Annotated in this window: 18 protein-coding genes; 11 read left to right on the forward strand and 7 right to left on the reverse strand. The window is 67.6% G+C overall.

The window, feature by feature from the left end:
- The first annotated feature begins 2 nt into the window (after positions 1-2).
- The 3 genes from MNR01_RS13510 (at position 3) to MNR01_RS13520 (ending at position 6053) form a co-directional block, all read left to right on the forward strand.
- On the forward strand, positions 3-1679 hold the full coding sequence (locus tag MNR01_RS13510) for a glycoside hydrolase family 43 protein (protein WP_241918289.1): 1677 nt from the start codon (positions 3-5) through the stop codon (positions 1677-1679).
- A gap of 200 nt (positions 1680-1879) precedes the next feature.
- Positions 1880-4480, forward strand: coding sequence for a glycoside hydrolase family 3 protein (locus MNR01_RS13515; protein WP_241920629.1), 2601 nt, complete (start codon positions 1880-1882; stop codon positions 4478-4480).
- A gap of 115 nt (positions 4481-4595) precedes the next feature.
- Complete coding sequence (locus MNR01_RS13520; protein WP_241918290.1) at positions 4596-6053, forward strand: mannitol dehydrogenase family protein; 1458 nt, start codon at positions 4596-4598, stop codon at positions 6051-6053.
- 15 nt (positions 6054-6068) lie between these two features.
- Here the strand turns inward: MNR01_RS13520 and MNR01_RS13525 are convergent, their stop codons facing one another.
- From MNR01_RS13525 to MNR01_RS13550, 6 genes are all read right to left on the reverse strand, one after another.
- Positions 6069-7682, reverse strand: coding sequence for an ABC-F family ATP-binding cassette domain-containing protein (locus tag MNR01_RS13525; protein WP_241918291.1), 1614 nt, complete (start codon positions 7680-7682; stop codon positions 6069-6071).
- A 174-nt stretch (positions 7683-7856) separates the two neighbouring features.
- Positions 7857-8921 carry an SMP-30/gluconolactonase/LRE family protein gene (locus tag MNR01_RS13530; protein WP_241918292.1) on the reverse strand — a complete coding sequence of 355 codons (1065 nt, stop codon included), beginning with the start codon at positions 8919-8921 and terminating at the stop codon, positions 7857-7859.
- Entirely contained in the window at positions 8921-11623 is a 2703-nt protein-coding gene (galB, locus tag MNR01_RS13535) for a beta-galactosidase GalB (protein WP_241918293.1), read from the reverse strand. Before galB ends, MNR01_RS13530 begins: the two co-directional genes overlap by 1 nt.
- Positions 11624-11643: 20 nt before the next feature.
- Positions 11644-13065 (reverse strand): glucuronate isomerase, encoded by a 1422-nt coding sequence (uxaC, locus tag MNR01_RS13540; protein ID WP_241918294.1) that lies wholly within the window; start codon positions 13063-13065, stop codon positions 11644-11646.
- Between the two features lie 83 nt (positions 13066-13148).
- A complete protein-coding gene (locus MNR01_RS13545) occupies positions 13149-14120 on the reverse strand; it encodes an endo-1,4-beta-xylanase (RefSeq protein ID WP_241920630.1) in 972 nt (323 codons plus the stop codon).
- Positions 14121-14197: 77 nt separating this feature from the next.
- On the reverse strand, positions 14198-15499 hold the full coding sequence (locus MNR01_RS13550) for an MFS transporter (protein WP_241918295.1): 1302 nt from the start codon (positions 15497-15499) through the stop codon (positions 14198-14200).
- A 457-nt stretch (positions 15500-15956) separates the two neighbouring features.
- Here MNR01_RS13550 and MNR01_RS13555 point away from each other — a divergent pair, with 457 nt between their 5' ends.
- The 8 genes from MNR01_RS13555 to MNR01_RS13590 all read left to right on the forward strand — a co-directional run bounded on the left by MNR01_RS13555 (position 15957) and on the right by MNR01_RS13590 (position 24197).
- Entirely contained in the window at positions 15957-18974 is a 3018-nt protein-coding gene (locus MNR01_RS13555) for a TonB-dependent receptor (protein WP_241918296.1), read from the forward strand.
- Positions 18975-19114: 140 nt separating this feature from the next.
- On the forward strand, positions 19115-20599 hold the full coding sequence (locus MNR01_RS13560) for an MFS transporter (protein WP_241918297.1): 1485 nt from the start codon (positions 19115-19117) through the stop codon (positions 20597-20599).
- Positions 20600-20636: 37 nt separating this feature from the next.
- The gene (locus MNR01_RS13565; protein ID WP_241918298.1) at positions 20637-21653 is read left to right on the forward strand and encodes a glycoside hydrolase family 43 protein; all 1017 of its coding nucleotides are present in this window, start codon (positions 20637-20639) and stop codon (positions 21651-21653) included.
- Complete coding sequence (locus MNR01_RS13570; protein ID WP_241918299.1) at positions 21643-22464, forward strand: aldose epimerase; 822 nt, start codon at positions 21643-21645, stop codon at positions 22462-22464. Before MNR01_RS13565 ends, MNR01_RS13570 begins: the two co-directional genes overlap by 11 nt.
- Positions 22465-22576: 112 nt before the next feature.
- Complete coding sequence (locus MNR01_RS13575) at positions 22577-23149, forward strand: lipocalin family protein (protein ID WP_241918300.1); 573 nt, start codon at positions 22577-22579, stop codon at positions 23147-23149.
- 110 nt (positions 23150-23259) lie between these two features.
- Complete coding sequence (locus MNR01_RS13580; protein ID WP_241918301.1) at positions 23260-23466, forward strand: dodecin; 207 nt, start codon at positions 23260-23262, stop codon at positions 23464-23466.
- A 214-nt stretch (positions 23467-23680) separates the two neighbouring features.
- Complete coding sequence (locus MNR01_RS13585) at positions 23681-23890, forward strand: hypothetical protein (RefSeq protein WP_241918302.1); 210 nt, start codon at positions 23681-23683, stop codon at positions 23888-23890.
- 1 nt (position 23891) lies between these two features.
- Complete coding sequence (locus tag MNR01_RS13590) at positions 23892-24197, forward strand: antibiotic biosynthesis monooxygenase (RefSeq protein ID WP_241918303.1); 306 nt, start codon at positions 23892-23894, stop codon at positions 24195-24197.
- On the opposite strand, the gene MNR01_RS13595 is transcribed toward MNR01_RS13590, so the two are convergent.
- Complete coding sequence (locus tag MNR01_RS13595) at positions 24194-25729, reverse strand: phospholipase D family protein (RefSeq protein WP_241918304.1); 1536 nt, start codon at positions 25727-25729, stop codon at positions 24194-24196. The two genes, MNR01_RS13590 and MNR01_RS13595, sit on opposite strands and share 4 nt — an antisense overlap.
- Between the last annotated feature and the right edge of the window lie 82 nt (positions 25730-25811).

Raw genomic sequence — 25811 nt, forward strand, 5'->3', positions numbered from 1 at the left:
CCATGTGGCGGCTACTCAGGCGGATCTGCCCATGGCTGCTGGCCGTGTCGGCGGCAACGGCACACGCGGGCGAACCGGTGCTGTTCGACTGGTTCGAATACGAAGGTCACGACGCGACGTTCGAGCAGCCGTTGCCGAAGGGCAGCTACCGCAACCCGGTGCTCGCCGGATTCCATCCGGACCCGGCGGTGGTGCGCGCCGGTGACCGCTACTACCTGGTCAACTCCAGCTTCAGCTACTTCCCGGGCATCCCGGTATTCGAGAGCCGGGACCTGGTGCACTGGACCCAGATCGGCAATGCGATCGAGCGGCCGTCACAGCTGGACTTCGACGGCCTGGGCATGTCGCGCGGCGTGTTCGCACCGACGATCGCCTACCACGACGGCATCTTCTACGTCGTCAACACCGCGGTCGACAACGGCGGCAACTTCCTGGTGACGGCGAAGGATCCGGCTGGCCCGTGGTCGGATCCGGTCTGGCTGCCGACCATCGACGGCATCGACCCGTCCTTGTTCTTCGACCGCGACGGCAAGACCTACCTGCTCAACAACGGCGAACCGGAAGGCAAGCCGCGCTACGACGGTCATCGTGCGATCTGGATGCAGGAGTTCGACCTGGCGCAGCGCAAGCCGGTCGGTCCGCGCAAGGTGCTGATCGACGGCGGTGTCGATCCGTCGAAGAACCCGATCTGGATCGAAGGCCCACACATCTACCAGCGCGAGGGCTGGTACTACCTGGTCTGCGCCGAGGGCGGCACCGGCCCGGATCACTCGCAAGTCGTGCTGCGCAGCCGCACGGTGTGGGGGCCGTACGCGCCTTACCCGGGCAATCCCATCCTGACCCAGCGCGATCTCGACCCGGCGCGCGCGAATCCGATCACCAACGCCGGCCATGCCGACCTGGTCGAAGGGCTCGACGGCAGCTGGTGGGCGATCTTCCTCGCCAGCCGCAACTATGGCGGCGTGCACTACAACACCGGCCGCGAGACCTACCTGCTGCCGGTGACGTGGAAGGATGGATGGCCGGTCATCCTCGATCACGGGCGCGCGATCCCGCAGGTCCTGCCGGGTCCGGCCTTCATGGAACGCGGCAAGTCGCAGGCGCCGATGACCGGCAACTTCACCTGGCGCGACGAGTTCGACAAGCCCGCGCTCGATCGCGCGTGGATGCATGTGCGCGTACCGAAGCAGCCCTGGGCCGACCTGGCCGCCAGGCGTGGCCAGCTGACGATCCATCCGCTGGCCGAAGGGCTGGACACGTTGCGCAATCCGTCGTTCCTGGCACGGCGGCAGCAGCACCTTGCCTTCGAGGCGAGTACCGCGCTGACGGTGCCGGTGGAGCAGGGCACGGACGCCGGCATCGCCGCGTTCCAGAACGAGCGCTACTGGTACTTCCTGGGTGTGCGCCGCGTCGCCGCCGGCCTCGAGCTGTTCCTTCAGCGCAGCAGCGACGGCAAGGCCAGCACCGTCGCTACCAGGACGATCGCTGCCGACGCGAAGACATTGAAACTGAAGATCGCCGGTGACAGCGGTGCCTACTCGTTCGCCTTCGATGCCGACGGCAAGGGCTGGCAGTGGCTGCGGCGAAATGACGACGGCACCATCCTCAGCACCGATGTCGCCGGCGGATTCGTTGGCGCGGTGGTGGGCCCCTATGCGAGTGTGGAGACGGACAAATGAATGAGATTCGCCGCGAAGATTTCTGTTCGTCATTGCCGCGCAGGCGGCAATCCATGGACGTTGTCACTTCACGAGCAGCGTCCCTGGATCCCCGCCTTCGCGGGTATGACGGCTGCAGAAGAGAAGTGGGTGCATCCTTGCACGCGGTCATCGCGGCCGTGCTGTTTGCCGCCAGCGCGCAGGGGTTCTGCGCGCCTGCCATGGCCGACGTGAAGGCGCCGGGCTACCTCGACCTCAACCGCAGCTTCGAGGAGCGCGCCGCCGACCTCGTCTCGCGCATGACCCTCGAAGAGAAGGCCGCGCAGATGCAGAACGGCGCGCCCGCCATCGAGCGCCTCGGCGTGCCGGCCTACGACTGGTGGAACGAAGCGCTGCATGGCGTCGCGCGCGCCGGTGCGGCCACCGTGTTCCCGCAGGCGATCGGCATGGCGGCGACCTTCGATGTCCCGCTGATGAGCCAGACCGCCACCGTGATCAGCGACGAAGCACGCGCCAAGCACCACGAGTTCGCGCGGCAGGGGCAGCACGGCCGCTATCAGGGCCTGACGTTCTGGTCGCCCAACATCAACATCTTCCGCGACCCGCGCTGGGGCCGCGGCCAGGAAACCTACGGCGAGGATCCGTACCTCACCGCGCGCATGGGCGTGACGTTCGTCAAGGGCCTGCAGGGCGATGACCCGAAGTACCGCAAGCTCGACGCCACCGCCAAGCACTTCGCCGTGCACAGCGGTCCCGAAGCCGATCGCCATACCTTCGACGCGCGCCCCAGCGAACGGGACCTGTACGAGACCTACCTGCCCGCGTTCGAGGTGCTGGTGAAGGAAGGCCAGGTCGACGCGGTGATGGGTGCCTACAACCGCGTCTACGGCGAGTCCGCCAGCGCCAGCAAGTTCCTGCTGCAGGACACCCTGCGCCGCGACTGGGGCTTCAAGGGCTACGTCGTCTCCGACTGCTGGGCCATCGTCGACATCTGGAAGCACCACAAGATCGTCGCCACGCCGGAGGAGGCCGCGGCGCTGGCGGTGAAGAACGGCACCAACCTCGACTGCGGCGACACCTACACGCCATCCCTACCGGTTGCGGTGAAGAAGGGACTGATCAGCGAAGCCGAGATCGACCATGCGCTGACGCAGCTGTTCACCGCGCGGATGCGCCTGGGCATGTTCGACCCGCCGGAGAAAGTCCGCTGGGCCGGCATCCCGTACCCGGTCAACCAGGCGCCGGCGCATGACGCGCTGTCGCGCAAGGTCGCGCAGGAATCGATCGTGCTGCTGAAGAACGACGGCGTGCTGCCGTTGTCGCGCGATACCAGGCGCATCGCCGTGGTCGGCCCGACCGCCGACGACACCATGGCGCTGCTGGGCAACTACTACGGCACGCCAGCCGCGCCGGTGACCATCCTGCAGGGCATCCGCGAAGCCGCGCCGAACGCGCAGGTGGTGCATGCGCGCGGCGTCGACCTGGTGGAAGGCCGCGACGATCCGGCGGCCACGCCGCTGATCGAACCGCAGTACCTTCGCCCGGAGAAGGACTCCAGCGAACGCGGCCTGCGCGGCGAGTACTTCCGCAGCCGCGACCTGTCGGGCAAGCCGGCCCTGGTCCGCGTCGATTCGCAGATCGGCTTCCGCTGGGACCGCGGCTCGCCGACCGACAACCTGATGGCGCGCGGTGAGGCGCACGGCGGGCAATCGGTGCCGTCGGACAACTTCAGCATCCGCTGGAGCGGCCAGCTGCTGCCGCCGGTGTCGGGCACCTACCAGCTGGAAGCATCGGCGAACGATGGTTTCCGCCTCTACCTGGATGGCAAGCCGGTGCTGGACCAGTGGAAGGACAGCGACCGCCTGCGCGCCGACAGCGCCACGGTGACGCTGCAAGCCGGTCGCAGCTACGACCTCAAGCTTGAGTACTACGACGGCGAGCGCGATGCCGGCGTGCGCCTGGCCTGGCGCATGCCCGGGGCCAAGCCGCCGTTCGAGGAAGCACTGCAGGTGGCGCGCGAGTCCGACGTGGTGATCTTCGTCGGCGGCCTCACCGGCGACGTCGAAGGCGAGGAGATGACGGTCAGTTACCCGGGTTTCGCCGGTGGCGACCGCACCGACATGCGCCTGCCGGCGACGCAGCGCAAGCTGCTCGAAGCACTGCACGCGACCGGCAAGCCGGTGGTGATGGTGCTGACTGCCGGCTCCGCGCTGGCGGTGGACTGGGCCAAGCAGAACGTGCCGGCGATCGTGATGGCCTGGTACCCGGGCCAGCGCGGCGGCAACGCGGTCGCCGACGTGCTGTTCGGCGATGCCAATCCGGCCGGTCGCCTCCCGGTCACGTTCTACAAGGCCGACGAGAAGTTGCCGGCATTCGACGACTACTCGATGCAGGGACGCACCTACCGCTACTTCGAGGGCGAGCCGCTGTATCCGTTCGGACACGGCCTGTCGTACACGACGTTCGCGTACTTGGACCTGCGCCTGGACCGGACCATGGCCGGTCCGAAGCAGCCGGTGACAGCGACGGTGAAGGTGCGCAACAGCGGCAAGCGCGCCGGTGACGAGGTCGTGCAGCTGTACGTGCGCGCGCTCGACCCGAAGCAGCCGCGTGCACGCAAGGACCTGCGTGGCTTCCAGCGCGTGACGCTGCAGCCGGGCGAGGAGCGCACGCTGACGTTCTCGCTCGATCCGTCGGTCGACCTGCGTTACTACGATGTCGGAAAGAAGGCGTACGCGGTCGATCCGGGCAGCTATGAGGTGCAGGTAGGCGCGTCGAGCGAGGACATCAGGGCAAGGGTCAAGCTGAGCGTAACCAGGTAAATGTCACCGTCGTTCCCGCGAAGGCGGGAACCCATGGACGTCAACTACGCAACAGCAACGTCCCTGGATCCCTGCCTTCGCGGGGATGACGGAAAAGGCAACTCGAAGGAACTCCATGAATCACCGATTGAACCAGTCCGCCCTCGCCACGTTGCCGCCCGGCGTCGTGCGCCCCGCCTACGACCGCGCCGGCACCCGCATCGGCATCGTCCATATTGGTGCAGGCGCGTTCCATCGTGCCCACCAGGCGGTCTATCTCGATGACGTGCTCGCCAGGGAGCCGGACTGGGCGATCTGCGGCGTCAGCCTCAACAGCCCTGACGTGCGCGACGCGCTGCAGTCGCAGGACGGCCTCTACACACTGGCGCTGCTCGGGCAGAACCCGTCCCTGCGCGTGATCGGTTCGATCCGCGAACTGCTGTTCGCGCGCGAGCAACGCGAGCAGGTGCTGCGGCGCCTGGCCGACCCGCTGGTGCGCATCGTCACCCTGACCATCACCGAGAAGGGCTATTGCCTGGCAGGCCCGGACCTCGACCTGACCCATCCGGAGATCGTCCACGACCTCGCCTCGCCGGGCGCGCCCAACGGCGCCATCGGTTACCTCGTGGCGGGACTGGCGGCGCGGCGCAGGCTGCGGCTGCCGCCGTTCACCGTGCTCAGCTGCGACAACCTCCCCGAGAACGGTCGCAAGCTGGGGCGTGCGGTGGTGCAGTACGCGTGGAAGATCGATCCCGAGCTCGCGCGCTGGATCGAGTCGGAGGTGGCCTTCCCGTGCTCGATGGTCGACAGCATCACTCCGGCAACCGACGACGCATTGCGCGATAAGGTTGCCGCGCAGCTGGGCTGCACCGACGCCTGGCCGGTTCAGCGCGAGGCCTACACGCAGTGGGTCGTCGAGGACAGCTTCTGCAACGGCCGGCCGGCGTTGGAGCGGGTCGGCGTGACCCTGAGCAGCGACATCGCCGGCTACGACCGCGCCAAGCTGCGCCTGCTCAACGCACCGCATTCGGCGCTGGCCTACCTGGGCGCGCTGATGGACATCGAGACCGTCGCGCAGGCGATGGCCGCGCCGGTGCTGGCCGGCTTTGTCGAGCGGCTGATGCACGACGGCATCGTGCCGAACGTCAAGGCGCCAGCCGGCTTCAACGCCGGCGCTTACGTCGAGGCGATCCTGGCGCGCTTCCGCAACCCCGCCATCCAGCATCGACTGCTGCAGATCGCCTGGGACGGCTCGCAGAAGCTGCCGGTGCGGCTGCTGGGCACGATCGCCGATGCGCTCGCCGCAGGCCATCCGATCGACCTGCTGTGCCTGCCGGTGGCGGCGTGGATGCAGTTCGTGCGTCGACAGGCGCGCAACGGCGTGGCGCTGGTGGATCCGATGGCGGACGTCCTGGCCGAAGTGGGGCGCCAGGCGACGGGCGATGCGACGGCGGATGTCGACGCTTTCCTCGCGCTGGACGCCGTGTTCGCGCCGCTGTCGGGCGACGCGCGTTTCGTTTCCGCCGTGAGTACAGCCTACGCCAGGCTCGGCGACGGCTCGCCCTCGACGGTGTGGCGGGCACTGGCGGACTGACCAGGCCTCGGCGACCTACATCAACGTCAACCGCCATCCCTGCGCACCGGCATCCAGCCGCGCATCCAGCGCCAGTCGTTGCAGGAATGCCTCGTCGTGCGACACCACCACCATCGCACCGGGATAGCGCAACAGCATCGCCTCCAACGCTTCGACCGACGCCAGGTCGAGATGGTTGGTGGGCTCGTCGAGCAGCAGCAGTTCGGCCGGCTGCACGCGATACACGGCGCACGCCAGCGCAGCCTTGAGGCGCTGCCCGCCGCTGAGGTGATCGTTCGGCATCAGTGCGGCCTCGCCGGGCAAGCCCAGCAAGGCCAGCCGCGTCCGCAGCTCGGCCTGGGTGGCGGTCGGATTCGCATCTGCCAGCGACTGCAGTGGGGAGGCCTGGGCGGCCAGCGTTTCCAGTTGCTGCCCCAGGTAGGCAGCGGGCACGTTGACCTCGCAGCGGCCGCCAGCAGGCGCCAGCGATCCGGCCAGCACTTTCAGCAATGTCGATTTGCCGCTGCCGTTCGCTCCGACCAGACCGATGCGCTGGCAGCCGCCGATATCGAGGTCGAGCGGATGGGCGGCAGCAGTGCCAAACGGCAATAGCAGCTGCTCCAGGCGCACCGCGCGACGTTGCGCCGCTGCCGGCGGCAACGGTGCGAACAACGCCACGGCCGGCTCGGATTCCACACGCTGGGACGCTTCGCGCACGTCTTCCTCGCGCTTCGCGGCGAGGTCCGCGTGGCGGTGCTGCAGCTTGCCGGCGCTGGCCTGGCTCCACTGCTTCAGGTTGCCCAGCAGGATCTTGGCCTGGTTGGCGTCGCGCGCCTGCCGGGCATCGCGCGACTGGCGGCGTTGCTGGCGCTCGCGCTGCTCGCGCATCTCGGCCTCGCCGCGGCGGCGCTCCAGTTTCACTCTTGCCAGGTCGCGCTCGGCTTGCGCCTGATGACGCGCACGCGCCTGCGCGTAGAACGAATAGCCGCCCGCGTAGTCGTGCGCGCCGCCCGGCGTCAGTTCGACAATCCGTTCCATCGATTCGAGCAGTTCGCGGTCGTGGCTGACCACGAGCAATCCGCGCTGCCATCGGCGCAGCTGGTCGAGCAGGGCGCTGCGCTGATCCCGATCGAGATGGTTGCTGGGTTCATCGAGGACGAGGTAGTCGGCTTGGCCCAGCCACGCCCCGAGCAGCGCAACGCGGGTCAGTTCGCCGCCGCTCAGCGTGGCGGCAGGCCAGTGCGCGCGCAACTGGCCGAGACCGCACTCGATGAGTCCGGCCTGGAAGCGCTCGCGCATGTCCCAGCGGTCGACGACCAGATCGAAATCGGCCACGTCCACGCTGCCGTTTTCGATACGCGCCAGTGCGTCCAGAACCGGTCGCACGCCGGCCACCGACGCGACACTGGCGCCCTGCGCAGGGACGATCTGTTGTGGCAGGTAATGCACCGATCCGGCACGCAGGCACTGCCCGCCGGTTGGCGCCAGGTCGCCAGCCACGATGCGCGCGAGGACGCTCTTGCCCACGCCGTTGCGACCGACCAGGCCGGTACGGCGCTGGTCGAGCTGGACGTCGAGATCGGTGAAAAGCGGCCTGCCGTCAGGCAGGACAAATGCGACGCGCTCAAGCGCGAGCAAGGGTGTGGTCATGCGTACTCCAGGAGATGCCAGGGTCCGGGCCACCCGGATGGGGTGGAGGCGGTCAGGCCGTCAAGACGACGGCGGCATCACTGGCGCATGGCGCAACACCTCGGAGCAGTATGGAGAACGGGGGCGATTATAGCGGCCAGAAGCGCGGCCGCTCGCCGCGCCCGGCCGCGCCGGTCAGTCGCGGTTACCGGTCGGGCGTTGGAACCCCAGGCCGGTGACCGCCACGCGCACGCGCGCCACGAAGCTGTGCGAGGTCAGGTACAGCGTGTGGCCGTCGTCGCCGAAAGCGCAGTTCGACACGCGCGAGCCGGTCTCGATCAGGCCCAGTCGCTTGCAGTTGGCATCCATCACCAGCAGGCCGCCCGGCGCGGAGGCGAACAGGTGTCCGTCGCTGGACAGGCATAGCCCGTCCGGCGCGCCGCTGGCACCGGCGGCAACCAGGTCCGACGCGTCGGCAAGCACGCGCCGGTCGAGCACGTCGCCGCGATCGTCCAGCCGGTACGCCATCCACACCGGATGCTTCTCGTCCGAGTTGGCCACGTAGAGCGTGTGTTCGTCGGGCGAGAGTGCGACCCCGTTGGGGAAGCGCAGGCCGCCTTCAATCAGGTGCACCGAGCCGTCGCGGTCCAGACGGTAGACGCCGTTGACCGGCTGCTCCTTCAGCGGTGATTCGTCGATGCCCTTGAGGCCGTACGGCGGATCGGTGAAGTACACCGATCCATTGCGGTGGCGGATGACATCGTTGGGACTGTTGAGGCGCTTGCCCTGGTAGGTCGCGGCAAGCGTGGTCTTCTGCTTCGTCGCCGGGTCCAGACGCGCGATCAGGCGCGAACCGGAATCGGCGAGCAGCACCGTACCGGCCGGTTCGACATCCAGCCCATTCGCCCCGGCCTCGCGCAGCCCGTCCAGTTCCGCGCCGCCGTAACCCGATGGCTTGAGGAACACCGCCAGGCCGTCGCGCGATGACCAGCGGTACATCGTGTTGCCGGGCACGTCGTTGAACAGCAGGTAGTGGCCGTCCTGCATCCACAGCGGCCCTTCGGACCAGGTGAAGCCTTCGGCGATCCGCTCGATGCGCGCGTCAGGCGCGACGATCGCGCGCAGGGCGTCGTCGTACACGGTGATCCGCCCAACGGTCGGGTATGCGTGCGTGGCGGCCGGGTCGACCGCGGGTGCGCACGCGGTTGCCGCCGCCAGCAGTGTGGCGACAAGCGCGCTTTGGAGCACGTGGTGACGCATCAGCGCACCTGCACCGTGGTTTGCGCGTCCTGCAAATGTGCAGACATCGCCCGCACGGTCACCGCGCCGGCCTGGCCCGGCCTGCTGCGCACGATCACCAGTGCAAGGCCGTTGAACGCGTTGCGCTCGTGCGACGGGAACGCTGTCATGTCGGTGGGATCTCCGTTGTCGGTGGCGACGATTTCGGCCGGGCCATCCACGCTGAACGCGATGCGCGAGGCCGCATTGGGCACCGGGCGCCCGTCGCGGTCAAGCACGCGCACGGTCACGAACGACAGATCGCTGCCGTCGGCGCGGATGTCGCCGCGATCCGCCTGCAGTTCAAGCTTTGCCGCCGCGCCCGCAGTGCGAACGCTCGCGTCCGCCCATGGCTTGCCGTTGCGGTAGGCCTGCACGCGCAGCTCGCCGGGCTGGTACACCACGTCGTCCCAGCGCAGCCGGTAGTCGTACGGGCCCTTCTTCCTGCGGCCCTGCGACTTGCCGTTGACGAACAGCTCCGCCTCGTCGCCGGAGGTGAACACATGCACCGGAGTGACCTGGCCCTCGCGCCCCGGCCAGGTCCAGTGCGGCAGCACGTGCACCATCGGCAGGTCCGGCCGCCAGCGCGCCTGGTACAGGTAGTAGCGGTCCTTCGGGAAGCCGGCCAGGTCGACGATGCCGGAGTAGGAGCTGCGCGAGTCGTAGTAGGGCGTGGGCTCGCCCAGGTAGTCGAACCCGGTCCAGACGAACTCGCCGGCGACATACGGATGGCGGTCGAGCGAGGCGAACACCTTGTCGGCGCTGGAGCCGAAATCGACGGCATGCAGTTCGTACGCGCTGACCTGGCGGATCTTCGAATCACCGCCGCGGCCGTCGCGGACTGGCGCGCTGGTCTCCTTCGTCACCGGAAACAGGTACACGCCGCGGCTGCTCAGCGCCGATGCCGTCTCGGTGCTGACGATGGCCTTGTCCGGAAACTTCGCATGGAACGCGGGGTACTGCGGCACGGTGCGGATGCGCTCGGTCCCTTCGAACTCGGGCGTGTCGCGGATGCCTTCGCCCTGGTAGTTCAGGCCGATCACGTCGAGCGCGGCCGGCAGCGGCATGTCCGGCTTGGCCCAGTTCATGGCGTTGGTGGTCGGCCGGGTCGGATCTTCCTCGCGGACGATGTCGTGCAGGCGCCTGGCAATCGCCGCGCCTTCGTCGCCGGTGTACTGCTCGCCGACTTCGTTGCCCACGCTCCAGGCGATGATCGACGGGTGGTTGCGGTCGCGTCGCAACATCGAACGCAGGTCGGGCTCAGACCAGTCCTTGAAGATCAGGTGGAAGTCGAGCGGGGTCTTCCTGCGTTCCCAGGAATCGAAGACCTCGTCGATCACCAGCAACCCCATGCGATCGGTCAGCTCGAGCAACTCCGGTGCCGGCGGGTTGTGGCTCATGCGCACGGCGTTGGCGCCCATGTCGCGCATGATCCCGAGCTGGCGCTGCGCCGCGCGGACGTTGAAGGCGGCGCCCAGCGCACCGAGGTCGTGGTGGTTGTTGACGCCGCGGATGACGATGCGCTCGCCGTTGACGATCAGGCCCTGGTTGGCGTCGAAGCGGACGGAACGGATGCCGAACGGTGTCTCGTGGCGATCGACGATGCGGCCGCCGCGCGAAACCGTGGTGATGGCGACATAGCGGTTCGGGCGCTGTGTCGGCGGTGGGCCCCACAGCCGCGGGTGGGCGAGGGTGGTCGAGCCGGTGACGCTCCCGCTGGAACGCGCCGGCAGCTGCGTGCGCATCGGCGCGATGCGGGCAACCACGTCGCCGGACCGCTGGCCGGAATCGTCGAGCGCAACGATCTCGGTGGCGACCTCGATCTCGGTGGCACGCGCGGAATCGTTGTCGACCACCACGTCCAGCCGGATCGTCGCCGCCTCGCCAGACACCTGCGGCGTGGTCACCCGCGTGCCCCAGTGCGCCACGTGCAGCGGAGCGACTTTCGTCAGCCAGACATTGCGATACAGGCCACCACCGGGATACCAGCGCGCCGAGTCGGGCGGGTTGTCGAGGCGGATCGCCAGCTGGTTGTCGCCACCGGGCCGCAGGTACGGCGTCAGGTTCACGCGCCATGAGTTGTATCCGTACGGCCAGCCACCGACGAGATGGCCGTTGAGCCACACCGTCGCGTACGACATCGCGCCGTCTACATCGAGGAAGACAGAGCGGCCGCGGTCGCTCGCCGGGATGTCGAGCTTGCGCCGGTACCAGCCGATTCCCCAGCTGGGCAGCCGGCCCATGCCGCCATACGGGCCTTCGCGCAGGAACGGCCCGGCGATCGCCCAGTCGTGCGGCAGGGTGACCGGCTGCCAGTCGCGATCGTCGAAGTTCGTCTGCACGAACGCGACGTCGCTGCCCGGATCACCTGCGGGCCGGGCATGGCGACGTGCCGGGTCGCCGATGAAGGCATTGCCACTGGGCAGGATCCACGGCTTGAGCACGCCGTCTGCCTGCGCAGCAAGCTTCTCGGCTTCCTCTGGACGGGCATCGGCGGCCTTGCCGTCCTGGTTGCCCGTCACCTTCGGCCGCACGTCGTAGTCCAGGCGCGTCGTCAGGCCTGCAGGGTCGCCCTGGTGGAACCGCCAGCCGCTGTTGATCGAAACGCGCTCGCGCGGCGACGGGTCGTCAGCGGCCGCATGCGCAGACGCGAACAGCAGCGCGAGCAACGGCGCAGCCGCCACGCGAAGGCAGCACCGCAACGTCACAGCTTGTAGGCCTGCTTGGGCAAGCGATAGGCGAGATCGACGGCAAGCTCGGCTGCCTCGTCCTCGTCCATGCGGTGCTCGCTGACCAGCTTGGCAAGGAAGGCGCAGTCGACGCGACGGGCGACATCGTGGCGCGCCGGGATCGAGAGGAACGCACGCGTGTCGTCGTTGAAGCCGACGGTGTTGTAGAAGCCGCCACTGCTGAGGGTCTGCTCGCGGAAGCGCCACATGCCTTCGGGCGCGTCATGGAACCACCACGCCGGACCGAGGAACAGCGCCGGATAGTGCCCGGCCAGCGGCGCCAGTTCACGCGCATAGGTGCTTTCGTCGAGGGTGAACACGATCACCCGCAGGCGCGGATCGTTGCCGAAGCGGTCGAGCAGCGGCTTGAGCGCGTTGACGTAGTCGGTGCGCATCGGCATGTCCGCGCCCTTGTCGCGGCCGAAGCGTTCGAACAGGCGCGCATTGTGGTTGCGGAAGCAGCCCGGATGAATCTGCATCACCAGGCCGTCGTCCAGGCTCATCGTGGCCATCTCGGTCAGGACCTGGGCGCGGAACAGTTCGGCTTCGGCCGCGCTCGAACCGCCGCGCGCGACTTTCTCGAACAGGCGGCGCGCTTCGTCGGCAGGCAGGTCGGCGGTGGCGGCGGTCGGGTGGCCGTGGTCGGTCGAAGTGGCGCCCATCGCCGCGAACGCGGCGCGACGCTGACGGTGTGCGCGCAGGTAGCCGTCCCAGGTGTAGACGTTCTCGCCGGTGATCTCGCCCAAGCGCTCCAGCGAAGCGGCGAACTCCTCGTGCTCCGGGTCGACCACCGGGTCCGGACGGTAGGCCGTGACCACGCGGCCCGGCCAGCCGCTGTCGCGGATCGCGGCGTGATGCTGCAGCGGGTCGAGCGGGGATTCGGTGGTCGCCAGCAGCTCGATGCGGAAACGGTCGAACAACGCGCGCGGGCGGAACGCCGGCTGCTGCAGCGCGGCGGTGATGTGGTCGTAGTAGCGGTCGGCGCTACCGGCATCCAGGCCCTCGCGCAGGCCGAACACCTCGTGGAAGACATGGTTGAGCCACATCGACGACGGCGTGCCGCGGAACAGGTGGAAATTGGACGCGAACAGGCGCCAGGCCGCGCGCGGATCGACCGGCGAACGTGAACCGTCGCGGCGCGGGATGCCCAGCGCATCCAGCTCGATGCCCTGGCTGTAGAGCATGCGGAACACGTAGTGGTCCGGGATCAGCAGCAGCTCGGTGGCGTTGGCGAACGCCTCGTTGCCGGCAAACCACGACGGATCGGTGTGGCCGTGCGGGCTGATGATCGGCAGCTGCGCGACCTGGCCATAGAGGCGTCGCGCGATCGCGCGTGCGCCGGCCTCGGCGGGGAACAGTCGATCCGGGTGCAGGTCCAGTGCTTTGGTGGTGCTCATGGTGCGGGTCTCTTCGTTGCTTTGGCCGGCGGCGGGGTTCGCAGTGCTCCGGCGATTGGATGGGTCGGATCAGCCGGCCCCGATCACCTGGTGGTGGCAGCGGTGTCCGCCGCCGGCCCGGTCACGCTGCGCACGTAACCACGCAGCCATGCCAGCGCCGGCCGCTCGCTGCCGTCCTTGCGCACCAGGTAGGCCTTCTCTTTCGTGCGCCACATGCCCGGGCGATAGCCCCACAGGGTGATGCCCTTGACCCCCGGATGCTCCCAGAACACCGGGAAGATCCGCTGGTAATCCTTGAGCTGCTGCGCGTCGGTGGCACCGTCGATGTCGAGCTCGGTCACGTAGATCGGCAGGCCGGTTGCGGCGAGCCGGTCGAGGTTGGCACGGTGCACCGACATCGGTGTGTCGGGCTTGGTGGCGAACGCGTGGCCCTGCACGCCGATGCCATCGACCAGGCTGTCTTTGCGCAGCAGCTCGATGATCTCGAGGTAGCGCCGGGTGTTCTCGTCCTTGTTTGTGATGTTGTAGTCGTTGATCAGCAGTTTGGCGCGCGGGAAATTGCGGCGGGCGAGGCGATACGACTCGATGATCCAGTCCCAGCCGCTGGCGCCGCTGCCGCCGAGCGCATTGATGTAGTTGCCGCCGCCTTCGTCGTCTTTGTTCGGCGGGTCGTTGAGCGGCTCGTTGACGACCTCGACGTAGTCCAGCTCCGGGTAGCGCTGGGCCACCGCGGCGAACCATTCCTCGATCTCCTCACGCTGCTCCGCCACCGGCAGCTTCTCCATCCACTCCGGCTGCTGGTTGCCCCAGACCATCACGTGCATCTGGAAGGGGAAGCCGTGGCTCCTGGCGAACTGGTAGGCCGCGTCCAGCCCGGACCAGTCCATCTTGTCGCGCACCGCTTCGACCGAGCCCCACTTGCCCGCGTTCTCCGGCGTGACCTTGTTCCAGTAGCCGGTGAAACCGGGAATCTGGGTCGGGCTGTGGACGCTGCCCAGGAACTTCGTCTGGCCGGCGGCGAGCGGTGCGCCCTGCGCGTTCAGCGCCAGCGGCATGGCGGCGAGCGTGACGAGAGCGGCCAGCATCGGTGCTTTGAACATGGAATCCCCCTTGAAGCCGGTCATGAAGCCGATCATGCGACTGCGCCGTCCAGCTGCGCCGGTTCCAGGCGCGGCGCCAGCAGGTGCACGACCAGCAGTGCGATGAGATAGGCCGAGCCGGCCATCAGGAATACCGGCACGTAGCTGCCGGTGGTCTGCAGCAGGAAGCCGGTGAAGGTGGCGATCATCATCCCGCCGACCGCGCCGGCGAAGCCGCCGATGCCGACCACCGAAGCGACCGCGCGGCGCGGGAACATGTCGGAGGTCAGCGTGAACACGTTCGCCGACCAGCCCTGGTGGCCAGCCGTCGCAAGGCCGATCAGGCCGACCGCAAGCCACAGGTTGTTGGCCTGCGCGGCGAACACGATCGGCACCACCGCCAGGCCGCACAGGCCCATGGCGGTCTTGCGCGCGCGGTTGACGCTCCAGCCCATCCGGATGAAGCGTCCGGCGAGCCAGCCGCCGAAGATGCTGCCGACGTCGGCCATCACGAAGATCACGATCAGCGGCAGGCCCAGGCCGAGCAGGGTCAGGCCGTACTCGGCGTGCAGGAACTTCGGCAGCCAGAACAGGAAGAACCACCAGATCGGGTCGGTGATGAACTTGGCGGCGACGAACGCCCACGCCTGGCGATGACGCAGGATGCGCGACCACGGCACGCGCACCGCCGGTTCCGCCGGATCGCTGCGGATGTAGGCCAGTTCGCCGGCACTGAGCCGGGGCTGATCTTCGGGCGTGCGGTAGATCAGCAGCCAGGCGACCAGCCAGGCCGCGCTGAGCGCACCGGTGACCAGGAACGCCGCCTGCCAGCCCCAGGTCGCGGCCACCACCGGGACCATCATCGGCGCGACGATCGCACCGATGTTGGAGCCGGAATTGAAGATGCCGGTGGCCAGGGCCCGCTCCTTGCGCGGGAACCATTCGGCCACGGTCTTGATCGCGGCCGGGAAGTTTCCGGCCTCGCCGAATCCGAGCACGAAGCGGGCGGCGGCGAAGCCAATCACGCTGGCGGCGAGCGAATGGCTCATTGCCGCCAGGCTCCAGATGCTGATCGCGATGGCGTAGCCGATGCGCGTGCCGAGGCGGTCGATGATCGCGCCGGCGCAGAGCAGACCGATGGCGTAGGCAGCCTGGAAGGCGGTGACGATGTAGCCGTACTCGATCTCGTTCCAGCCGATCTCGGTCTGCAGGAACGGCGCCAGCACGCCGAGCACCTGGCGGTCGATGTAGTTGATGGTGGTTGCCAGCAGCAGCATCGCGCAGATGCGCCAGCGGTACATGCCGACCTTCGTTCCCGGCGCCTCGGTGCCGGCCGTCGTGGTTGCTTGGCTCATGCCGCCCCCGCCCGGACCTGCACCAGTGTCGCCGCAGCGTGACCGGTGCAAGGGAAAATGCTGCGGTGCAGCGCGTCATGCGCGGGTCTGGCGAATCGAGTCATCGCGATTTTCCCTGCGTTTTTCGACACAGGTCAGCTGAGTGTTAGCGCTAGCATTAGCACACGAATCAGTGGCCGGGCTACTGCATTTCGACGAAGGTCACAGACTGAAAATCGCTATAGGTTCCGCATCTTGCGAAAACGGGCATGGGGAACCTGCCTGCCGGCAGGGGTGAAACGGCTCATGTTGCTATGCAGCGTGCGAGGCAAAAATGGTAGCGCTACCATCCGCCCGGATCGCCTCAGACGGATTTGTAGCGTCACCAGTGTTGTAGCCAACAAAAATCCAGCCACTCGCCCGCGCAGCGACAGGGTTCGCGCGCAGACGCAGTCACCAGAAACGGGAGGGGAGTACGGTGCAAATCCATATCGCAAGAACGGCCTTGTCGCGCGCCTTGGGCATTGCCCTGCTCGGCTTGGCCAGCAGTTCGGCGCTGGCACAGGCTCAAGAGCAGGCACAGACGCAGCAGGCAACGACCCAGCAGGAAAGCACGCAGGCGCAGCCGACCCAGGTCGCGCAGGCCGACACCGCGGCAGCACCGGCGCAGACGCCGGCCGGCTCGCAGGATGCGGTCAACCTCGACCGCGTGGTCGCGACCGGTTTCCGCAAGAGCCTTGAGTATTCGACCCAGGCCAAGCGCGACGCCGTCAACGTCACCGACACGGTGTTCGCCGAGGACATGGGCAAGTTCCCCGACCTCAACATCGCCGAATCGCTCAACCGCATTCCTGGCGTGCAGCTGACCCGCGACGTCAACGGCGAAGGCCTCAACGTCGCCATCCGCGGCCTCGGCAGCAGCTTCACCAAGACCACGCTCAACGGTTCCTCGATCGCGACGGCCTCCATCGGCCTCAACGCGCAGAACCAGAACCGCGAAGTCGACCTGAACCTGTTCCCGACCGAGTTCTTCACCCAGTTGTCGGTGAGCAAGACGCCGCTCGCCAGCCAGCTCGAAGGCGGCGTCTCGGGCGTGGTCGACATGCGCAGTGCGCGTCCGTTCGACAACCCCGGCTCGCACCTGACCTACCAGCTGCAGGCCGACTACAACGAGACCAGCGAGAAGTACAGCCCGCGCGGCTCGGTGATCGGCAGCTGGACCAATGACGACAACACCTTTGGTGCACTGGTCGGCCTGTCGTCGGTGCAGGGCAAGATCGGCGTTGAAGGTTTCGAGAGCGTCGGCTGGACCAACCCCGGCCTGACCTACACCCAGTGCGGCCTGACCCCGCCCGCCGGCACTCCTGCGACCAACCAGCCAGCGGCGTGCAACACCGGCGGCGGTGGCAACTGGCGCATCCCCGACACGGTCCCGAACACCGCCGGAGCGGGGCTGACCCCGGGCGCGCTGATCGACCGCAACTTCCTGCTCGCCAACAACCCGGGCCTGTCGATCGACCAGATCAGCGAAGCGCTGATCCCGCGCCTCGGCCGGCCGGTGCACATGTCCGGCGACCGCGACCGCGATGCCTTCGTCGGCTCGCTGGAATGGCGTCCGAGCGAAAGCGCGCAGTTCTACCTCGACACGATGTACACGCAGGCGCACCGCACCAACGAGCGCATCGACATCAACCTGATCGGGCGCAACGGCAACATCATCCCGTTGAACATGCAGGTCGACAGCAACAACGTCGTCACCAGCGCCACCTTCACCAACGCCCAGTTCTTCCTGGAAGCACGCCCGTACATCGAGGACGTGAAGTTCTGGAACGTCAATCCGGGCGGTACGTTCTGGTTCTCCGACGACCTGAAGCTCGACTTCCAGGCCAACATGAGCCGCAGCTGGCTGTTCCGCGAATCGCCGACGGTGCTGGTCAACACGCCGTTCACCACGGTCGAGTACAGCAACAACGGCGGCGACATCCCGACCTGGACCACGCCGCTGGATCTCAACGATCCCAATGCCGGTTGGACCTGGGCCGGTGGCCGCGTCAACATCAACAACGAGAAGCGCGTCGTCGAGACCAAGGGCGGCCGTGCCGACCTGCAGTTCGGCGAGGACAAGAGCAACATCCGCGTCGGCATCGCCTACGACGAGGCCTCGCGCCGCATCCAGGGCTTCGACAACAGCGCCGCCTGGGAAGACGCGGCGTGCCGCGGCCTGAACCCCGATGGCAGCGTGCCCAACCCGCGTCCGGCCTGCGTAGGCGGCCCGCTGGCGGGCGTTCCGCAGCCGGAGCTGGCGTCGTACCTGCGCCCGGGTCCGTTCGGTTTCGTCACCGTCGACTTCGACCGCTTCAAGAACGACACCAACTACTACAGCCTGCGTGACAACGCACCGGAGTCCGGTTCGGCCAACACGGCCGCGACCACGGGCGCGATCGATGAGCAGAACCTGGGTGCCTACATCGAGGCCAACGGCGAGGCCGATGTCTGGAACCGCCCGCTGCGCATCAACGCCGGTGTCCGCTATGTCAGCACCGACCAGACGACCAGCGGCCCCGTCCAGACCGGCACCACGCGCGTATGGCGCACGCTGAAGTCGAACTACGACGACATGCTGCCGTCGATGAACCTGGCCTGGGATGCGGCCGAGAACGTCGTCCTGCGCATGTCCGGTTCGCGCACGCTGACTCGCCCGAATCCGAGCGACATGCTGCCGAACACCAACTTCAGCGATCCGTCGGCGCAGCAGGCCACGCAGGGCAATCCGGACCTGCAGCCGTACCTGTCGACCAACTTCGACATCGGTGGCGAGTGGTACACCGGTGCAGAGGGCTTCGTCGGCCTGACCTACTTCCGCAAGGACATCGAGGGTTTCACCGTCCTGGGCACGCGCACGATTCCGTTCGCCGACCTGGGCATCCCCTACGAGGACCTGAACCCGACCCAGCAGGCCGCACTCAACCAGCGCGGTGGCCCGACGGCCGCCACGGTGCAGGTGCAGCAGCAGGTCAACGCCGACGGCACGCTGAAGATCGCCGGTTACGAAGCGATCTGGGTGCAGCCGCTGGATCGCTGGGTCGAAGGCCTGGGCTTCACCGCCAACTACACCAAGGTCGACCAGAGCTCGGAAGGCTCCGGTGTTCCGGCGGTCGCGGTCGGCGTGGCGCCCAACCTGTGGAATGCCACCGCCTATTGGGAAAATGACGTCGCCCAGATCCGCCTGTCCTACACCTGGACCGACGACATCATCTCTTCCGGCGCCAATCAGAACGGCATCCCGACTGCCCGCCTGCTGACCGACTCGCGCGGCCAGCTCGACCTGTCGGCCAGCTACACCCTGGCCAACATCCGCTCGGAGCCGCAGATCACGCTGAATGTCATCAACATCACCAGCGAACCGTTGCGCACCACGTTCGCCTACGACAACGCCGCCTACGAGTACTACGAGCCGGGTTACACCGTGCTGCTGGGTGTTCGCGGCACGTTCTGAGGATGCAGGTTTAGTTTGACCGGTGGGCAACCACCGCGTGGCCCGCTCCGGTGCACCTGCACCGGGCGGGCCGCGCCATACTGGGGCCTGCATCGGGACGCGATGCAGGACGCTCTCCCACCCTCATCAAGCAGTGGTCAATGAACGGCACATCAGAAATTCTTTCCGTCAGGGAAAAGGTCGGCTACAGCCTCGGCGACCTCGCCGCGAACCTGATCTTCCAGACCCTGGTCGCCTTCCTGGCCTTCTTCTACACCGACGTCTACCGGATTCCGGCCGGCACGGCCGCGACGATCATCTTCATCGGCGGCATGCTCGGCGCGTTCGTGTTCACCCCGTTCATCGGCTTCGCCGCCGACCGCACCATCACGCGCTGGGGCAAGTTCCGCCCGTGGATCCTGTGGACCGCGATCCCGTTCGGCGTGTTCTCGCTGCTGGCTTTCAGCACGCCCGACCTGGGCGAGCAGGGCAAGGTCATCTACGCGCTGGCAACCTACATCCTGCTGGTGATGATCTACGCCGCCAACAACCTGCCGTACTCCGCGCTCAGTGGCGTGCTGACCGGCTCGATGTCCCAGCGCAACAGCCTGTCGTCGTACCGCTTCGTGGCGGTGATGATCGCGCAGTTCGTGATCCAGGTGCTGCTGCTGCCGCTGGTGCTGATCCTGGGCAGCGGCGACAAGGTGCGCGGCTTCCATAACACCATGCTGCTGTTCGCCGTGGTCGGCACGGTCTTCTTCCTGATCACATTCTTCACCACGCGCGAGCGCATCGTCGCCGCGCCGGAGCACAAGTCGAGCGTCAAGCAGGACCTGGCCGACCTGGCCCGCAATCGCCCGTGGATGGTGATGCTGGCGCTGACCATCCTGGTGTTCGTGACCCTGGCACTGAAGGGCGGCTCGTACATCTACTACTTCCAGTACTACCTGGACGCAGGTGCGCTGGGCCGGTTCCTCGAGGACGTCGGCTTCAATCGCCTGATCGGCGGCCTCAACGCCGTGCTCACCCGCGTCGGCCTGACCGAGTTCCAGTGGCCGAAGGACGCGCCGACTTCGGCCTACAGCATGTTCAATGCCGCCGGCATCATCTCGATGATCATCGGCATCGGTTTCTCCAAGCGCCTGGCAGATCGATTCGGCAAGCGCGACGTGTTCGGCGGCGCGCTGTTCGTCTCCACCCTGTTCCTGCTGGCGTTCTTCTTCTACCCGCCCACCGCGGTCGCGCTGGTGTTCGTGTCGCTGGTGCTGCACGGCTTCTTCTACGGCATCACCATCCCGCTGCTGTGGGCCATGATCGCCGACGTCGCCGACTACTCGGAGTGGCGCAACTACCGCCGCGCCACCGCGATCATCTTCTCGGCGATGCTGTGCGGCCTGAAGATCGGCCTGAGCGTCGGCGGCGCGCTGGTCGCCGGGCTGCTCGCCTACTACGGCTACCAGGCCGGCGAACCGGTGCAGTCGCCGCAGACCATCGACGGCATCCGCATGGCGGTCAGCATCTACTGCTCGATCCCGCTGCTGCTGTGCGTGGTGCTGCTGTTCCTGTACCAGATCAACAAGTCGATGGAGTCGCGCATCGAGCAGGAGCTGGGTGCGCGCAGGCTGCAGACCGGCAACGCCACCTGATCTCCACCGCAACGCCCCCACCACGAAGGCAACCGTCATGGCCGACGACACCGCAATCGACGAGCTGAAGGCACTGGCCGCGAAGGCCATCTCGCAGCCGCTGGTCACCCACATCTACACTGCCGACCCGTCGGCGCACGTGTTCGACGGCAAGCTCTACATCTATCCGTCGCACGATATCGATGCCGGCCTGCCGTTCGATGACGACGGCGGGCACTTCGGCATGGAGGACTACCACGTCCTGCGCATGGACTCGCCGACCGGCGAGGCCGTCGACTGCGGCCTGGCCCTGCACGTCAAGGACGTGCCGTGGGCGCAGCGGCAGATGTGGGCGCCGGATGCGGCCAGCAAGGACGGCAAGTACTACCTGTACTTCCCGGCCAAGCGTGCCGACGGCATCTTCCAGATCGGCGTGGCGGTGGGAGCCAGGCCGGAAGGCCCGTTCGTGCCCGAGCCGCAGGCGATCGCGGGCAGTTACTCGATCGATCCGGCGGTGTTCGCCGACGACGACGGCGAGCACTACATGTACTTCGGCGGCATCTGGGGCGGGCAGTTGCAGAAGTACCGCGACAACGCCTACGCCGCGTCGCACGAGGAACCGGCCGATGGCGAGCCGGCGCTGGGCGCACGCATCGCGCGCCTGAGCGGCGACATGAAGCAGTTCGCAGAAGTGCCGCGCGAGGTACTGATCCTCGACGAGGCAGGCCAGCCGCTGCGTGCAGACGATCACGACCGGCGCTTCTTCGAGGCGTCGTGGCTGCACAAGCACCAGGGCCGCTACTACTTCTCCTATTCGACCGGCAATACCCACTACCTGTGCTACGCGGTGGGCGACAGTCCCTACGGTCCCTTCACCTACCAGGGCACGATCCTGACGCCGGTGGTGGGCTGGACGACGCACCACTCGATCTGCGCGTTCCAGGGCCGAACGTACCTGTTCTATCACGACTCCATTCTCTCGGGCGGCGTGACGCACCTGCGTTCGATCAAGGTCACCGAGCTGCACTACGACGACCACGGCAAGATCAGGACCATCCACCCGTATGGGGAGTGATCCTCGCGCCGACGCGATGGCATCGCTGGCATCGGGCCCGCTGACCACGCTCGGCACTGGCGCGCTCGCTGTCGATATCGCGCCGGAGGCGGGCGGGCGCATCGCGCAGATCCGCCTCGACGGCGTCGAGCAACTGGTCGGCCATGGCGACGACAGCGCCGCCATCGCGTGGGGCTGCTATCCGATGGTGCCCTGGGCGGGGCGGGTACGAAACGGTCGCTTCACCAGCGGCGGCCATCGCCATCAGCTGCCGCGGAACCTGGGCGCGCACGCGATCCACGGCGTCGGTTTCACGATGCCGTGGCGCCTGCAATCGACCGGCGCCGACCAGGCCGAACTGTCGCTGGCATTGCCGCAGGACGATCACTGGCCGTTTGGTGGAAGTTCGCGCCAGCGCATCGAGGTCGGCGATCGCCACGTCCGACTGACCTTGTCCGCGACCGCGGGCGATCGCGCGATGCCGGCGACGATCGGCTGGCATCCGTGGTTTCGCAAGCCCGATCGCGTGGCGTTCGAACCGCGCATGATCTATCCGCGCGATGCCGACGGAATCGCCGTCCGGCCGCTGGTCGAGCCGACGCCGGGTCCGTGGGACGACTGCTTCATCAACGATCTGCCAGTGCTGATCGAGCGTGGCGGCCAACGCGTGCGGCTGACGTCCGACTGCATCCACTGGGTGGTCTACGACGGGGCCGCCCACGCCACCTGCGTCGAACCGCAGAGCGGGCCGCCCGATGCCTTCAACCTCGAGCCGATGCTGCTCGCGTCGCACACCTCGGTCGAGTCCTGGTTCCTGTTCGAGTGGCTGTGACCGTCGCGTCGCCTTGGCAAAGCTGAACACCGCGCGCGCGCTCCACCCGGATCTCACGCCCCGGCAACGCAACGATCGGGAACCTGCACCTCCCTGACGACAAGGAGAGGCCATGCATCGCCTGGTCTTCGCAGCGAGTCTTTCGGTTGCTTCTCTTTCGGTTGCTTCGTTGATCGCACCCGGCGTGCATGCGCAGGCGCGAACCGGCGCGACCGCCAACGCCCCGGTGCCCGCGCTGGACCTGCAGCGCTATAGCGGCCAGTGGCACGAGATCGCGCACCTGCCGATGTTCTTCCAGCGCCAGTGCGTCCGCGACATCACCGCGACCTATACGCCCAGGCCCGACGGCACCATCGGCGTGCGCAATGCCTGCCGCACCAGCGACGGCACGCGCGATGTCTCCGAAGGCGTGGCGCGACCGGTCAGCGGCAAGCCGGGGCAGCTGGAGGTGCGTTTCGCGCCGGAATGGCTGGACTGGGTGCCGATGGTGTGGGCGGACTACTGGGTGATCGACCTGGACCCGCAGTACCGCTGGGCGGTGGTCGGCGGCCCGGACCGCGAGAACCTGTGGGTCCTGTCGCGAACGCCGGCGATGGATCGCGCGTTGCTGGAGCAGATCAAGGCCCGTGCCACGGCGAAGGGTTACCGGCTGGACGAACTCAAGGTGATGGCGCCGCTGCTGTGAAGGCGCATCACCGGGGGCAGGGGTGGGCGGCGCTATGATCGGCCACACCTGCGCCGTGGGTTCCACCGGCGCGGGGTTGGTGTTGTCCTTCCCCTACGGAGACCCAGGCCATGAGTGAGCACGTCTACAAGTCCCTCGAGCTGACCGGCTCGTCGAAGACCAGCTGCGACGACGCCATCCGCAAGGCGATCGAGCGTGCCTCGGGCACGGTGCGGAACATCGGCTGGTTCCAGGTGCTGGAAACCCGCGGCCATGTCGAGGACGGCAAGGTCGCGCACTGGCAGGTCACCATCAAGATCGGTTTCACGCTCGAGTAACGACCGGCGCGCGCGGCCGCCCGCCGCGCCGACGAAATCCAGGAGCATCAGGCTTCCCCGCACGCCGGGGCGGGCTTTGCGTGCCTGTCAGGCGGAAAGTTGCCCTGGGTCAAGACTTGAGCCGTTTTCAAGTCAGACTTGCCAAACTATCGCTTTTTCGTCGAATCGCCCGGGTCTAACGTTGCCTTCCACTCAAGGCAACAAGGACTTGGCCATGAACATCTACACCGGTTTGCTGTTCCAGCACGGCTATATCCAGAACCCGGAACTTGCGCTGTCGCTGGCGCAGGGCGACGACGATGCACAGGCTTCGCCGGACGGTCTGGCAACGCCGCGCGACGGCGGCCAGCGCCGGCAGGGACGCGGTGCGTTCCGCCTCGGCGCGCTGGCTGTGCTGCTCAATGAACTGATGGCGCCGCGCTGAGATGATCGCGCGCCTGTGGCACGGCGTCACGCTGCGCGAGGACGCCGAGGAGTACCTGGCGTTCCTGCGCCAGCGCGCCGTGCCCGATTACCGCGGCACGCCGGGCAATGTCTCGGTCAGCCTGATGCACCGTGTCGAGGGCAGGCTCGCGCACTTCCTGATCCTGACCCACTGGGAATCGCTGTCGGCGATCGAAGCATTCGCCGGCAGCGACGTGACGCGGGCGAAGTACTACCCCGAAGACCACCGCTTCCTGCTCGAGTTCGAGCCGGCGGTGGTCCATTACGACGTCGACGGGCCCGGCTAGAGCTGCGACTGCAACGGCAGCAGCTTCATCAGCCAGGCCTGGAAGCGGCGGAAGCCGCTGGCTTCCGGGTCGCGGGTGAAGGTCGTGGTGCCATCGCTCCACTGCAACTTGCCGTCGACGCGCTGCACCCGCCATGCGCGGCTGCCCTGGAGTTGTTCCTCGAAGATGCGTTCCAGTTCCTGGGCCAGCGCCGGATGTGCCACCAGAACGCCCTGCTCGGTGTTGATCGAAGTCGAACGCGGGTCGAGGTTGTAGGAGCCGACGAACACCTGGCGATCGTCGATGATCGCCGCCTTGGTGTGCAGGCTGGACCCTGACGAACCGCGCAGGCTGAAGTTCGAAGCGGCGTCGCTGGTCGGCTTGAGTTCCCACACCTTCACGCCGCCGTCGATCAGATCCTCGCGGTAGCGCGAGTAGCCGCCATGTACGGCGGCGACGTCGGTGGCGGCCAGCGAGTTGGTCAGCACCCGCACGTCGGTGCCGGCGATGGCCGAGGTGACCAGCGATTTCGTGGCGACCGGGCCGGGGACGAAGTACGGCGAGATCAGGTGCAGTTCGCGCGTCGCCGCCCGTGTCGCCGGGGTCAGCGTCGACAGCACCGCCGAGCGATCCATGGCGGTCTCGTTGCCCTTCAGATTGAGCTTGAGCGGGTCGTCGCTGGCAAACGTCCACTCGGCCGTCCAGTGCAGGGTGGTGCCACCGGTGAGCAGGCGCTGCACGTCGGGATCTTCGCGCAGCACTGTTGCATACGGACTGGCGGCCAGTTCGGCCGGCGTGCCCTGCAGGATGCCGCGCAGCCGGGTCAGCGCCTCGGGCGTCACCGCGCCGGGGCTGATCGTGGCGATCGGGTAGTTGCTGGGTGCGTTCCAGTAGCGGTCGAAGCTGCCACTGACCTGGCGCACGACCGGGCCGACCATGGCCAGGTCGAGGTCGACGAAGTTGCTCTCGGCGCTGGCGCCGAAGTACTCGTCGCCCAGGTTGCGTCCGCCGACCACCGCGATGCGGTTGTCGGCGATCCAGCTCTTGTTGTGCATGCGGTGGTTGAGCCGGTTGAAGCTGGTGCCAAGCTCGCCGATCCGGTTGGCCTTGCCGCTGCGGCTGGCGAACGGATTGAAGATGCGGACCTCGATGTTGTCGTGCGCGTCGAGACCGGCGAATCCGGCGTTCTTGGCCCGCGCATCCATGTCGTCGACGAGGATTCGCACGTGCACGCCGCGGTCGGCCGCGGCCAGGGCGCGCTGGGCGAGCATCTTCCCGGTCAGGTCGGCGTGCCAGATGTAGGTCTGGATATCGAGGCTGCGGGTGGCGACCTGGGCGCTGTACATGCGCAGGGCATACGCCTCGGTGCCGTTGCTGAGCAGGCGGAAGCCGGACTGGCCGGGGTGGCGGTTTTCGGCCGGGCCGGTGCGCAGGGCCAGCTCGCCCTGGCTGGCGGGGGGCGGGGCGAAGGCGTCGGGCAGGACCGGCCGTTCCGGCAGGCTGGTGCAGGCTGCCAGCGCCATCAGGCACATCATCAGGACAGCCCGGGTCATGCGCGCCATGGTGGATTCGCCGGTTGGTTTGCAGTCGGATACCACACGGCCTGTGGAGGCACAATGGGCCAACGCCCCGGAA

The sequence above is a fragment of the Lysobacter sp. S4-A87 genome, from assembly GCF_022637455.1.
GTDB lineage: Bacteria > Pseudomonadota > Gammaproteobacteria > Xanthomonadales > Xanthomonadaceae > Lysobacter_J.